Origin of the sequence: Pseudomonas sp. HMSC08G10 (assembly GCF_001808425.1) — a bacterium.
In the GTDB taxonomy this organism is placed as follows: Bacteria; Pseudomonadota; Gammaproteobacteria; order Pseudomonadales; family Pseudomonadaceae; genus Aquipseudomonas; species Aquipseudomonas guariconensis.
Genome location: NZ_KV793320.1, coordinates 1 through 12,977 on the forward strand (window position 1 = coordinate 1; position 12,977 = coordinate 12,977).

At 62.1% G+C, this 12,977-nt stretch carries 12 protein-coding genes; 3 read left to right on the forward strand and 9 right to left on the reverse strand.

The window, feature by feature from the left end:
* Positions 1 to 119: 119 nt before the first annotated feature.
* Positions 120 to 1,829, reverse strand: a complete 1,710-nt coding sequence (gene recJ, locus HMPREF3173_RS16745) for a single-stranded-DNA-specific exonuclease RecJ (RefSeq protein ID WP_070574688.1) — start codon at positions 1,827 to 1,829, stop codon at positions 120 to 122.
* Between the two features lie 30 nt (positions 1,830 to 1,859).
* Entirely contained in the window at positions 1,860 to 2,402 is a 543-nt protein-coding gene (locus HMPREF3173_RS16750; RefSeq protein WP_043212483.1) for a YaeQ family protein, read from the reverse strand.
* 131 nt (positions 2,403 to 2,533) lie between these two features.
* On the opposite strand from HMPREF3173_RS16750, the gene HMPREF3173_RS16755 reads away from it, so the two are divergent.
* Positions 2,534 to 3,733 carry a CaiB/BaiF CoA transferase family protein gene (locus tag HMPREF3173_RS16755; RefSeq protein WP_070574690.1) on the forward strand — a complete coding sequence of 400 codons (1,200 nt, stop codon included), beginning with the start codon at positions 2,534 to 2,536 and terminating at the stop codon, positions 3,731 to 3,733.
* A gap of 10 nt (positions 3,734 to 3,743) precedes the next feature.
* On the forward strand, positions 3,744 to 4,631 hold the full coding sequence (locus HMPREF3173_RS16760) for a TIGR02285 family protein (protein ID WP_070574692.1): 888 nt from the start codon (positions 3,744 to 3,746) through the stop codon (positions 4,629 to 4,631).
* A gap of 148 nt (positions 4,632 to 4,779) precedes the next feature.
* On the opposite strand, the gene HMPREF3173_RS16765 is transcribed toward HMPREF3173_RS16760, so the two are convergent.
* The 6 genes from HMPREF3173_RS16765 to xerD form a co-directional block, all read right to left on the reverse strand.
* Entirely contained in the window at positions 4,780 to 5,061 is a 282-nt protein-coding gene (locus HMPREF3173_RS16765) for a DUF3509 domain-containing protein (RefSeq protein WP_043212477.1), read from the reverse strand.
* A 79-nt stretch (positions 5,062 to 5,140) separates the two neighbouring features.
* Positions 5,141 to 5,566 carry a response regulator gene (locus HMPREF3173_RS16770; protein WP_070574694.1) on the reverse strand — a complete coding sequence of 142 codons (426 nt, stop codon included), beginning with the start codon at positions 5,564 to 5,566 and terminating at the stop codon, positions 5,141 to 5,143.
* A 174-nt stretch (positions 5,567 to 5,740) separates the two neighbouring features.
* Positions 5,741 to 7,150, reverse strand: coding sequence for a threonine synthase (gene thrC, locus HMPREF3173_RS16775; protein ID WP_043212473.1), 1,410 nt, complete (start codon positions 7,148 to 7,150; stop codon positions 5,741 to 5,743).
* Between the two features lie 167 nt (positions 7,151 to 7,317).
* A complete protein-coding gene (locus HMPREF3173_RS16780; protein WP_043212471.1) occupies positions 7,318 to 8,622 on the reverse strand; it encodes a homoserine dehydrogenase in 1,305 nt (434 codons plus the stop codon).
* An 82-nt stretch (positions 8,623 to 8,704) separates the two neighbouring features.
* Complete coding sequence (locus HMPREF3173_RS16785) at positions 8,705 to 9,466, reverse strand: DsbC family protein (protein ID WP_070574696.1); 762 nt, start codon at positions 9,464 to 9,466, stop codon at positions 8,705 to 8,707.
* Positions 9,467 to 9,620: 154 nt separating this feature from the next.
* Positions 9,621 to 10,517: a site-specific tyrosine recombinase XerD gene (xerD, locus tag HMPREF3173_RS16790; protein ID WP_043212466.1), complete on the reverse strand. Its 897-nt coding sequence runs from the start codon at positions 10,515 to 10,517 to the stop codon at positions 9,621 to 9,623.
* Between the two features lie 68 nt (positions 10,518 to 10,585).
* Here xerD and HMPREF3173_RS16795 point away from each other — a divergent pair, with 68 nt between their 5' ends.
* Positions 10,586 to 12,424 (forward strand): cation:proton antiporter, encoded by a 1,839-nt coding sequence (locus HMPREF3173_RS16795; RefSeq protein WP_070574699.1) that lies wholly within the window; start codon positions 10,586 to 10,588, stop codon positions 12,422 to 12,424.
* On the opposite strand, the gene HMPREF3173_RS16800 is transcribed toward HMPREF3173_RS16795, so the two are convergent.
* Entirely contained in the window at positions 12,418 to 12,828 is a 411-nt protein-coding gene (locus tag HMPREF3173_RS16800; RefSeq protein ID WP_070574701.1) for an acyl-CoA thioesterase, read from the reverse strand. The two genes, HMPREF3173_RS16795 and HMPREF3173_RS16800, sit on opposite strands and share 7 nt — an antisense overlap.
* Positions 12,829 to 12,977: the final 149 nt, after the last annotated feature.

A 12,977-nucleotide genomic window follows, 5' to 3' on the forward strand; every position in this document is an offset into this window, starting at 1 on the left:
CTTTGGCCAAGACCAAAGTGACCCGCCGTAAGGGCGGAAAGGTGAATCAGCGTCGACAAATCAAACGGATAAGCCCACAAACCTCAAAACCAACAACCAACAACCAACAACCAACCAGCTCACCGCGGCTCCATGTGCGCAATCATCAACTGCACACTCTCATTCCCCCGAAACTCATTCACATCCAGCTTGTAGGCCAACTCCACCCACCGCACCGTCGGATTCGGCCAGACATCCCGATCGATGCCAAAGGCGATGCCATCGAGCTTGACCGAGCCGCACTCGCTCTTGAGCACCACCTTCAGATGCCGCTCGCCCACCACCCGTTGTTCAATCAGTTGGAACACACCATGGAACAGTGGCTCCGGAAAGTGCTGCCCCCAGGGCCCCGCATGACGTAGGGCACGGGCCAGGTCCAGGTGGAACTCCTCGACCGCGAGGGTACCGTCAGACAGCAATCGCCCGGTCAGGTCCTCTTCCACCAGATGCCGACGAACCTCCTCATCGAAGGCCGCGGCAAACGCCTGGAAGTTTTCCACCGGCAATGACAGACCAGCCGCCATGGCATGCCCGCCGAACTTGCTGATCAAGTGCGGCTGACGCGCCGCCACCGCATCCAGCGCATCGCGAATATGGAACCCTGGCACCGAGCGCGCAGAGCCTTTGAGCATGCCCTCGCCGACATCGGCGAAGGCGATGGTCGGGCGGTGATAGCGCTCTTTCATGCGCGAGGCGAGGATGCCGATCACACCCTGGTGCCAGTCGGCCTCGAACAGGCACAGGCCATAAGGCATGGATTCGACCGGCAGGTCCTTGAGCTGGGCCAGCGCTTCACGCTGCATGCCTTGCTCGATGGACTTGCGGTCCTGGTTCAGGCCATCCAGGGCTTGGGCCATCTCCAGCGCTGCGACCGGATCGTCGCAGAGCAGACATTCGATCCCCAGGCTCATATCGTCCAGGCGGCCAGCAGCGTTCAGGCGTGGGCCCAGGATGAAGCCCAGGTCGGTGGAGGTGATGCGCCGATGATCGCGCCGAGCGACTTCGAGGATGGCCTTCAGGCCAGGGCGGGCGCGGCCGGCACGGATGCGCTCCAGGCCCTGGTGCACCAGGATGCGGTTGTTGGCGTCCAGCGGGACAACGTCAGCGACACTGCCCAGCGCCACCAGGTCAAGCAGTTCACCGATGTTCGGTTGCGGCTGATGATCGTAGCGCCCCAGGGCGCGAAGGCGAGCACGCAGCGCCATGAGCACGTAGAAGATCACCCCTACGCCGGCCAGCGCCTTGCTGGGGAAATCGCACCCTGGCTGGTTCGGGTTGACGATGGCATCGGCATCGGGCAATTGCGCACCCGGCAGGTGATGGTCGGTCACCAATACCTTGAGCCCGGCGGCCTTGGCTGCTGCCACGCCCTCGACACTGGAGATACCGTTGTCCACCGTGATCAGCAGTTGTGGCTCCCCCTGCAAAGCCACTTCGACGATCTCAGGCGTCAGGCCATAGCCGTACTTGAAACGGTTGGGCACAAGGTAATCGACCTGGGCCGCGCCCAGCAGGCGAAGCCCCAGCACACCGACCGTACTGGCCGTGGCCCCGTCGGCATCGAAGTCGCCGACAATGACAATACGCTGGCGCTGGTCCAGCGCCTCCAGCAACAGGTCCACCGCCGCGTCGATGCCCTTGAGCTGTTGATACGGCAGCAGGCGCGCCAGGCTCTTGTCCAGTTCGGCCTCGGACTGCACGCCACGGGCGGCGTACAGGCGGGTCAGCAAGGGGGGCAGGTTACCGAGGAACGGCAGGCTCGGTGGCAGGGGACGGGGTTCGATACGCATGAGGTCTTCGGCAGTCAGGTTGAGGACAGGTCAGCCACGCTCACCGAGCAGCCATTCCAGCTGCACTTCGTGCTGGCCACGGTCGTCGGTCACGAACACGGTGCCTTCACTGATCATGACGTCCCACTTGATCGAGCGGGGCATGTCGGTGGCCAGAATCTCCAGCACGTCCTGGGGAACCGCGGCGATGCTGAGGTTCTTCAGGCCCTTGACCGCATCGACCACTTTGTTCTGCCACACCCGCAGGCTGCCGTAGGCCAGCAGACTGGTACGCTCGGTGCGACGCGAGCACCAGGTCAGGCGCTCGGCGTCCGGTTGGCCGACTTCAATCCAGTGCAGGACGCGGTCGTCCAGGCTCTTTTCCCACAGGGCTGCTTCGTCCACGTCGGACAGACCACGGCCAAATGACAGGTTCTCGTTGTACCAGAGCGCGTAGGCCAACAGGCGTACAGCCATGCGCTCCTCGGTTTCCGATGGGTGACGGGCGATGGTCTGACGAACGTTCTCGTACACACCGCGGTCGAGGTCGGTCAGATTCAGTTCGAACTTATAAGTGGTCGATGGCTGGGCCATGGGCGGGGGCTTCTTGCGAAATAAAAGTCACACAGTCTAACCGATCCCACTCTTCGTTGCGCCGCGGCAGTACCTGACGTCGACGACCTATGATAAAACCACGGGCTAAGCCCAGCTGCCACGGATGCCCCATGCCCACGCCAAGCAAACCCCTCGCCGGCCTGAAAGTGATCGAGCTCGGCACCCTGATCGCCGGCCCCTTCGCCTCGCGTATCTGTGCCGAGTTCGGTGCCGAGGTGATCAAGGTCGAGTCGCCCAACGGCGGCGACCCGCTGCGCAAGTGGCGCAAGCTGTACGAGGGCACTTCGCTGTGGTGGTTCGTCCAGGCGCGCAACAAGCAATCGCTGACGCTCAACCTCAAGCACCCCGAAGGCCGTGAAGTGCTCAAGCGCCTCCTGGCCGAAGCGGACATCCTGATCGAGAACTTCCGTCCGGGCGTGCTGGAAAAACTGGGCCTGGGCTGGGATGTGTTGCACGCACTCAACCCGCGCTTGGTCATGGTGCGTCTGTCAGGCTTCGGTCAGACGGGGCCGATGAAGGACCAGCCCGGCTTCGGCGCGGTCGGCGAGTCCATGGGCGGCCTGCGTTACATCACAGGCTTCGAGGACCGGCCACCGGTACGCACGGGCATCTCCATCGGCGATTCGATTGCCGCCCTGTGGGGCGTGATCGGTGCGTTGATGGCCCTGCGCCACCGCGAGGTCAACGGCGGCCAGGGGCAAGTGGTGGACGTCGCGCTGTACGAGGCCATCTTCGCGATGATGGAAAGCATGGTGCCGGAGTTCGACGTGTTCGGCTTCATCCGCGAACGCACCGGCAACATCATGCCCGGGATCACGCCCTCCTCCATCCACACCAGCGCCGACGGCAAGCATGTACAGATCGGCGCCAATGGCGATGCCATCTTCAAGCGTTTCATGCAGGCCATTGGCCGCGACGATCTGGCCAACGATCCAAGCCTGGCCACCAACGACGGGCGTGACCTGCGCCGCGACGAGCTGTACGGCGTGATCGACCGCTGGGTCAACAGCCTGCCGCTCGAAGAGGTCATGCGGGTCCTCACCCAGGCCGAGGTACCAGCCAGCCGCATCTATTCGGCCGAAGACATGTTCAGCGACCCACAGTACCTGGCTCGCGAAATGTTCCTCCAGGCCAAATTGCCCGATGGCAAGCCGTTCAAGATGCCAGGCATCGTTCCCAAGCTTTCGGACACGCCAGGCTCCAGCGAGTGGGTCGGTCCGGCCCTCGGCGAACACACCGAGTCGGTATTGACGCGCCTGGGCTACGACGCCGTAGCCATCGGTCGACTGCGCGAAACCGGTGCGGTCTGAACGCCCACCGATGCGCACAATCGCCAGGCACCTGCTTGGGCTGCTGATCATCCTGTGTGGGATGCTGCCGACCATGGGGCAGTCCAAGGAGCGCTTGATCTGGCTGGTGCGCGATCTGCCGCCTTTCACCATCTTCGAAGGCACGGCCAAAGGCCAGGGTGTCGTTGACAACCTGCTGCCGCGGCTGATCGCGCAGATGCCCGAGTACGATCACAGTATCGTCAGGGTGAACCGTGCACGGGGCCTACAGATGCTCCAGGAGCCCAGCTTTACCTGCGACCCGACGCTGCTATGGACGCCTGAGCGCGCCAAGTTCGTGCGCTTTTCCATCCCTTCGCTGGGGGTATTGAGCAGCGGATTGGTGATACGCAAGCAAGACCAGGCGGCCCTGGCCCCGTTTCTCGACAACCAACAGGTCGACCTCAAAAGCCTGCTCAGCCAGACTCCACTCAAGCTGGGCATCGTCGCCGAACGCAGTTACAGCGTTCAAATCGACGAAATCCTCCGAGAACTACCCGACACGGCCTTGAGCCGCCATTACGGCAATGAAGCTACCGCCAATTTGCTACAGATGCAGCGCTTGGGCCGTCTGCAGCTGGTGTTGGGCTACTGGCCGGAAATCCGCTACTTGATCCAGGCTCAGGGCAACAACCCGGATGAATACGCCTTCCACCCGATCCAGGGCGTGAACCGCTACCAGTTTCTGCATGTGGGCTGTTCCGATACGCTTTTGGGACGCGAGGCCGTCCGTCATATCGACCAACTGCTGCTCACCCTACGTCGCGAGACACTGCCAGCGTTCTATGCCCGCTGGCTGGCCCCGGAAGAGCACGAACAATACTTGATCGATAGCCAGCACTTTTTCGACACCCAGACCGATAGCGCCGAGAAGCACTGAAACTGCCTCGACTGGCTTTAAAAAAAGAAACCCCGGGCGCAGGAAGGAACACCCAGGGTCGAACGAAAGTCAGGGGGACTTTCCGGAACAGCCTTGAGCACCGGAGCCAAGTGCTGTCGAACTGCTCTTAAGGATTCTGACGAAACCTTCAGGCAAAGGTTCCGGAAAATGCTCGCTGATGCTGCAAGGCTGCAATTACACAAGGTTGCAGACGCCCTTCGGCGATTTGCAGGTCTCGGTGCAGGCCGTCAACCAAGTCAACCAGCAGGCGCTGGTCCTGTAGCTGATGCGGGCTGACCGAACGCCTGAGTGTCACATCACCCTGCTGATCGATCACGGTCAGTTGACGGTTGCCGCTGGCGTCTGTTTCGCCGAGCAGGGCCTGGTAAGGGGTCAAGGCGTCGTTGAGCAGTTTGCAGATTCTTTCCATCCGGCGTACTCGCTGTTCGTGGAACCTATCGGAACTGACCACCAGACGCCCTGCAAAGTTCGTTTATGCCGCGCCGGTATCAGTGAGCATGCGCGGGGTACATGACAGTTTGAATATGCCCCTCGACTTCATGATGGATACGCTCCAACGCCCGCTGCAACCTCGGCATCACCAACGGCCAGGACAGCTCACCGATCACTCGAACCCCCTGGCGCCGAGCCTCCCGGGCCAGGCCTTCGTCATGGTCGATCGATTGTCCGACGAACAACAATGCACAGGGTTGCTGCGCCTGCGCCACCTGCCGAAGCAGTGTTCGCCCGTAATGTACAGGCAAGCCGTGATCGAGGATCAACAGGTCGATGATGCCCCGCTGAGCCAGGCAATCTTTTGCCTCGGCCAGGTCCTGGGCCACGCGCACATTGAAGACGCCTTGGGCATTGCAGGCCTGATGCAGCGAGATATCGTGGGAAGGTCGTGCGTGAATCAGTACGTTGAGCCAATGCATGAACCGCTCCTGGAGTAGCACTATGCCCATATGGACGGGCGAGCCACTCTAAAAGCCCCATGCAGCGGCTGGAATAGGAAATTACTTAAGCTTCTAAAGAAAGATCTGACTCATCTTTTGCAGACGAGTAGGAAACCGTCTGGGGCCGCTGCGCGACCCCGAGCGGGTTGAATCTTAGAGCGGTTTACCGCGGTTGCCATGCTGGGCGACGAATGCCTGGACAGCCTTCAGATCGTTGGCCAGGACCGTGCAGCGTTCGTCACGGCTGAACAGGTCGCTCAGGTGCGCTGGCAGCTCAAGGGCTTTGCCGACACCTGCCTTTTCCACCGCTTCCGGGAACTTGACCGGATGCGCGGTACCCAGGACAACCATCGGCGTATCCAGGCTGCGACGGCACTCACGGGCGGCCTTGACGCCGATCGCTGTGTGCGGATCGAGCACCTCACCGGTGGTGGCGAACACCTCGGCGATGGTCTGGCAGGTTTGCTCGTCAGTCACGGCCAGCGAATCGAACAACTTGCGCGCCTCGGTCCAACGGTCCTGTTCGACACTGAAGCCGCCGCCCTGCTTGAAGCGCTCCATCAGCTCGGCGATGGCGGCGCCGCTGCGCCCGTGCAGGTCGAACAGCAGGCGTTCGAAGTTGGAGGAGACCATGATGTCCATCGACGGCGACAGCGTCGGGTGCAAGGTGTCCTTGACGTACTGGTTACCGCTCATGAAGCGATGCAGGATGTCGTTGCGGTTGGTCGCCACGATCAGTTGGCTGATCGGCAGGCCCATGTTGCGTGCCAGGTAGCCAGCGAAGATATCGCCGAAGTTGCCGGTCGGCACCGAGAAGGCCACCGAACGGGCCGGGCCGCCCAGCTGCAGCGCCGCATGGAAGTAGTAGACGATCTGGGCCATGATCCGCGCCCAGTTGATCGAGTTCACCGCCACCAGACGGGTGCCCTTGAGGAACGACTGGTCGGCGAAGCTGGCCTTGACCATCTCCTGGCAGTCGTCGAAGTTGCCTTCGATGGCGATGTTGTGGATGTTGTCGCCGAAGATGGTCGTCATCTGGCGACGCTGCACTTCCGAGACACGCTGGTGCGGATGCAGGATGAAGATGTCGACGTTGTCGCAGCGGCGGCAACCTTCAATGGCGGCCGAACCGGTGTCACCGCTGGTGGCTCCGATGATCACCACGCGTTCACCGCGCTTGGCCAGGACGTGGTCGAGCAGGCGGCCGAGCAACTGCAGGGCGAAGTCCTTGAACGCCAGGGTCGGGCCGTGGAACAGCTCCATCACCCACTCGTTGCCCGCCAGTTGGCGCAGCGGCGCCACCGCGGCATGGGCGAACTCACCATAGGTTTCTTCGAGAATCTTCTTGAAGTCGGCGTCAGCGATGCTGCCATCGACGAACGGGCGCATCACCCGGAAAGCCAGCTCGTGGTACGGCAGGCCAGCCCAGGAAGCGATCTCTTCCTGGGTGAAGCGTGGCAGGTTCTCCGGCACGTACAGACCGCCATCGCTGGCAAGGCCCGCCAGCAGGACGTCTTCGAAATTCAGGGCCGGTGCCTGGCCGCGGGTACTGATATAGCGCATGGGTGCAAACCTTTGGTTTGAGCGGCACGTTTGAGATGCAAGCTAAAAGAGATGCCGACCGGCGTTGCTCTCGTGCTTTGCGTCTCGCCCTTGCCGCGAATTTACTCTGTTCGAAGCCTCAACACCGCACTGCCTTCATTTGCAGCTTGCAGCCTGAAGCTTGCCGCTTAATTGAGCTGTTCGACGCGGATACGCACGACTTTGCCGACCACGTCCTGCAAAGCTTCCAGAGCGACGATGGCGTCGTTGATGCGCTTTTCCACCACTCGGTGGGTCAGGAGGATCATCGGCACCAGGCCGTCCTGCTCCTCGGCTTCCTTCTGCATGATCGACTCGATGTTGATACCACGTTCGGAGAGGATGCTCGCCACTTGAGCCAATACGCCCGGGTGGTCCTTGGCCTGGATACGCAGGTAGTAGGCACTTTCACAGGCTTCGATCGGCAGGATCGGGTGAGCCGACAGCGAGTCGGGCTGGAAGGCCAGATGTGGCACGCGGTTTTCGGGGTCGGAGGTCATGGCACGGACCACATCGACCAGGTCGGCGACCACCGAAGAGGCGGTCGGCTCCATGCCGGCGCCGGCGCCGTAATACAAGGTGGAGCCGGCAGCATCACCGTTGACCATGACAGCGTTCATCACGCCATTGACGTTGGCGATCAGACGATCATTGGGAATCAGGGTCGGGTGGACACGCAGCTCGATGCCGGCGTCGGTGCTGCGGGCCACGCCCAGGTGCTTGATGCGATAACCCAGCGCCTCGGCGTAATTGACGTCGGCGGTGGTCAGCTGGGTGATGCCTTCGGTGTAAGCCTTGTCGAACTGCAGCGGAATGCCGAAGGCAATGGAGGCCAGGATGGTCAGCTTGTGGGCAGCATCGATACCTTCGACATCGAAGGTCGGGTCGGCTTCGGCGTAACCCAGGGCCTGGGCTTCGGCCAATACGTCGGGGAAGGCACGGCCCTTGTCACGCATCTCGGTGAGGATGAAGTTGCCAGTGCCGTTGATGATGCCCGCCAGCCAGTTGATGCGGTTGGCAGAGAGACCTTCGCGGATCGCCTTGATCACCGGGATGCCACCGGCCACGGCTGCTTCGAAGGCAACAATGACGCCCTTCTCGCGGGCCTTGGCAAAGATCTCGTTGCCATGCACGGCAATCAGCGCCTTGTTGGCAGTGACCACGTGCTTGCCGTTCTCGATGGCCTTCAGGACCAGGTCGCGGGCGATGGTGTAGCCACCGATCAGTTCGATGACGATATCGATCTCGGGGTTGCTCGCGACTTCGAACACATCAGCGGTAATGGGGGTACCGGTAATCTGGCAGTTCGGGTTCTGCGAGCGCATGGCGATCTGTGCCACTTCAATACCGCGCCCGGCACGGCGGGCAATCTCCTCGGCGTTGCGCTGAAGTACATTGAAGGTTCCGCCACCGACGGTCCCCAACCCACAGATGCCTACTTTGACCGGTTTCACTGTGAACTCCCCATTGAACGGCCGGCACCTGCGCCGACCGTGAAACATGCCGTCTCCCCATGGTGACGGCGTACTGATTGAATTACTTGGCAGCCTTGCCGTCACTGGCCAAGGCCAGCTTGGCGACCTGCGGTGCCGGCTGGTAGCCCGGGATCACCTGACCGCTCTGCAGGACGATCGCCGGCGTGCCGTTGACGCCGATCGACTGCCCCAGCTCGAACTGCTTGCTGACCGGGTTGGCGCACTTGGCGGCCTTGATTTCCTTGCCCTCGATCATCTTGTCAAGCGCCGCGCGACGGTCACTGGAGCACCAGACTGCCTGCAACTGCTCGTCACCCGGCGAGCCGAGGCCCTGGCGCGGGAAGGCGACATAGCGCACCTCGATACCGCGGCGATTGAGCTCCGGCACTTCAGCATGCAGTTTGTGGCAATACGGGCAGGTGGTGTCGGTGAAGACGGTGATATGCGACTTGGTCTCGCCCTTGGCAGGATAAACCACCATTTCGGCAGCTGGAATGCCGTTGATGAGCTTGGCGATGCCCTGGCGTTCGGTCTTCTCGGTGAGGTTGACCGGCTTGCCATCCTGGATCTGGTACAGGTACCCCTGCATCACGAACTGGCCATCGCCACTGGCATACAGGACACGACCACCTTGCAGCTTGACTTCATACAGGCCGTTGACCGGGCTGCTGGCGACGCTTTCGACCGGCACTTCCAGCGCAAGGGTCTTGAGGGTATTACGAATGGCCTGCTCGGCACCGGCGCTGGCATCGGTGGCCGCGGCGACGGCAAAAGTGCTGGCCAACGCCAGGGCGGCGGCGGCGAAAATCTGGGTCACGCGCATGGGGTACTCCTGAAGGCGGACGGGGCCGGAGGATGTCGATCCGCGGCAAAAACGCGGCGAGTGGACGGCCCTTGATGCAAACCGTCCAAGCCTACCACAACAGGCTGATGCTAAATGCCCCCTCAACCTCCATAGGTCGGAACATGAAAATCATTCATCCACGAGGATGGTGCTGGGCATGCAGCTGCTGCAACCGTGCCTTAGCGACATGGGTGTAGATCTGGGTGGTGGACAAGTCACTGTGGCCCAGCAACATCTGCACCACACGCAGGTCGGCCCCATGATTGAGCAGATGCGTTGCGAAGGCGTGGCGCAAGGTATGCGGCGACAGCGGTTTGTCGATGCCGGCAACCCGCGCCTGGTGCTTGATGCGGTGCCAGAAGGTCTGGCGGGTCATCTGCTCCCCGCGCTGGCTGGGGAACAGCACATCACTCGGGCGCCCGTTCAACAGGTCGTTGCGGCCGTCGCGCAGGTAGCGTTCGAGCCAGATCACCGCCTCTTCGCCCATCGGCACCAGGCGTTCCTTGCTGCCCTTGCCCATCACCCGCAGAACCCCCTGGCGCAGGTTGACCTGATCGAGGGTCAAACTGACCAGTTCGGTCACCCGCAGGCCACAGGCATAGAGCACTTCAAGCATGGCCCGGTCGCGCTGACCGATGGCTTCGGCCAGGTCCGGCGCCTGCAACAGGGCCTCGACATCGTCCTCCGACAGGGATTTGGGCAATGGTCGCCCCAATAGCGGCATTTCCACTTGTAGGGTCGGGTCGACGCCTACCAGCTTTTCTCGCAGCAGATAACGAAAGAAGCCACGCAGACCGGAGAGAAAGCGTGCCGTGGAGCGTGGCTTGTAGCCTTCCTCCAGGCGCCAGGCCAGATGGTCCAGAATCAGGTCACGGCCGGCATCAGGCAAAGCCACGCCACGCTCCTGCAGCCAGCCGTTGAACAGCGCCAAGTCGCTGCGATAGGAGACGCGGGTATTGTCGGACAGGCCTTTTTCCAGCCAGAGGGCATCAAGAAACTGGTCGATCAGGGGATGGTCGAGAGCGGGCATGAAAACTCGGTGGCAAACGGTGCAATGGCGCTTAGTCTTTCATAACAACGATGGCATAGGGAGCCCATATGAGCGAACAGCAGATTCTCTTGAGTTTCGGTGGCATCGGCGCGGCCGCCCTTGCCTGCCAATGGCTGGCCTGGCGCCTGAAACTGCCAGCGATACTCTTTCTGCTGCTATGTGGAATTCTGGCCGGCCCCGTGCTGGGCTGGCTATCGCCGCAGCAATTGTTCGGCCCGCTGCTGATGCCACTGGTGTCCCTGGCCGTAGCCCTGATCCTGTTCGAGGGCAGCCTGACCCTGCATTTGTCCCAATGGCGCGAGATCGGCAGCGTGGTGCATCGACTGGTGACGGTGGGCGCCTTGAGCACCTGGCTGGTGATCGCCCTCGCCACCCACTGGTTGCTGGGCTTCGAGTGGCCCCTGGCAATCCTCTTCGGCACCCTTACCTTGGTCACAGGCCCGACCGTGATCGTGCCAATGCTGCGAGTGGTGCGACCCAAGGCTGCAATCGCCAACATCCTGCGCTGGGAAGGGATCGTCATCGATCCGATCGGCGCCCTGCTGGCAGTGGTGGTCTACAGCTTCATCATCGCCCGAACCGACGGCGACGGGCTGAGTCAGAGCCTGGTGACCTTTGCCGGCGTGATTTTCTGCGGCAGTACCCTGGGCGCCGCGGGTGGCTGGCTGCTGGGCCAGATCATGCGCGCGCAATGGCTGCCAGAGTACCTGCACAACCTGGCGTCGCTGGCAGCGGTGCTGGGCATCTTCATCGCCGCCAACCAGATCGTCCATGAGTCGGGACTGCTGGCCGTGACGGTCATGGGTATGTGGCTGGCCAACATGCCCGGCGTGGATGTGCGGCAGATCCTGCACTTCAAGGAAAACCTCAGCGTGCTGTTGATCTCCGGGCTGTTCATTCTGCTGGCCGCCCGCCTCGACCTGCATGCGCTGCTGGCACTGGGCCCGGCGGTGCTGGCACTGCTGCTGGTTATCCAGTTGCTGGCCCGGCCGCTCAATGTCTTGTTGTCTACCTGGGGCTCGAACCTGAACTGGCGCGAGCGCCTGCTGCTGGCCTGGATCGCGCCACGGGGCATTGTCGCCGCGGCCGTTTCGGCGATCTTCGCCATTCGCCTGGATGAAGCCGGCCACGAGGGTGCACTGCTGCTGGTCCCTTTGACCTTCGCGGTCATCATCGGCACTGTGGTTTTGCAAAGCGCCACCGCAAGGCCACTGGCCCGTCTGCTCAAGGTGGCCGAGCCTGCCCCAAGCGGCTTTCTCATCGTCGGCGCCAACCCGCCGGCCCGCACCATTGCAAAGGCCTTGCAGCAATTGGGCAGCCGGGTGTTGCTGACCGATTCGAGCTGGGAGAACATCCGCGCCGCGCGCATGGATGGGCTGCCGACCTACTTCGGCAACCCTGCATCTCAGCACGCCGACGCCCACCTGGACCTGGTCGGCCTGGGCCATCTACTGGGCCTTTCGCCTGCCGGTGAACTCAACGCCCTGGCCTGCGCACGCTTTCGCCACGACTTTGGCCACAATCGATTGTTCGTATTGGCCAGTGGCCTGGAAAAGCAGCGCAGCGACAAGCACCGTGCCAGCGAGGAGCATCGCGGCCAACTGCTCGGTTCGAGCACGATGACCTATGGGCAACTGGCCAATCGCCTGCATCAAGGCGCCGAGCTGTACAGCACCCACCTGACCGACAGTTTCAACTGGCAGGACTACCAAGCGCTGCATGGCGAACGCGCAACCTTGCTTTTCGCCCGTGACAGCAACGGCTGGGTCCATGTCGCCAGCCCGGACTCCCCTCTCAAGCCCCAGCCTGGCTGGACCCTGGTGGCACTGGTGGAGGCAGACCTGGAGGCGACTACCAAGGTCGAGGCGCAGACCTTGGATCAATGAGCGGGGAGCACGGGCACCGGCCGCTTGTCCTCGTCGATGGCGACGAAGCTGAACACACCATGGATGGCCCGTTCGCGGCCATCCAGGTACATGTTCTCGACAAAGACATCCACTTGTACCTGCAGGCTGGTATTACCGACCTTGATCACCGTCCCCACCAGCTCGACGATCGAGCCCGCGGGAATCGGGTGTTTGAAGTCGATGCGGTCGGTCGACACGGTCACCAGCGGCAAACGACAGAATCGCGTGGCGGCGATGAACGACACTTCGTCCATCCAGGCCAACGCAGTACCGCCGAACAGGGTGTTGTGGTGGTTGGTGGTGCTGGGGAAGACAGCCTTGGTCACGCGGGTCACCGACAGCTCGGTGCGGCGATGGATTTCCTGATCTCGAGGGGTGGTCATGAAGGGCTCTTGTCGCAGGGGCTTGAAAGCGGTGTCGCCTGATTCGCGGGGAACCCTGATTCCACAGGGTTGGCGCAATCGTGGTGGGAGCAGGTTTACCCGCGAAGAAGCCCGCACCGCCAATACAGAAATTCAAAAAGCAAAAAAGC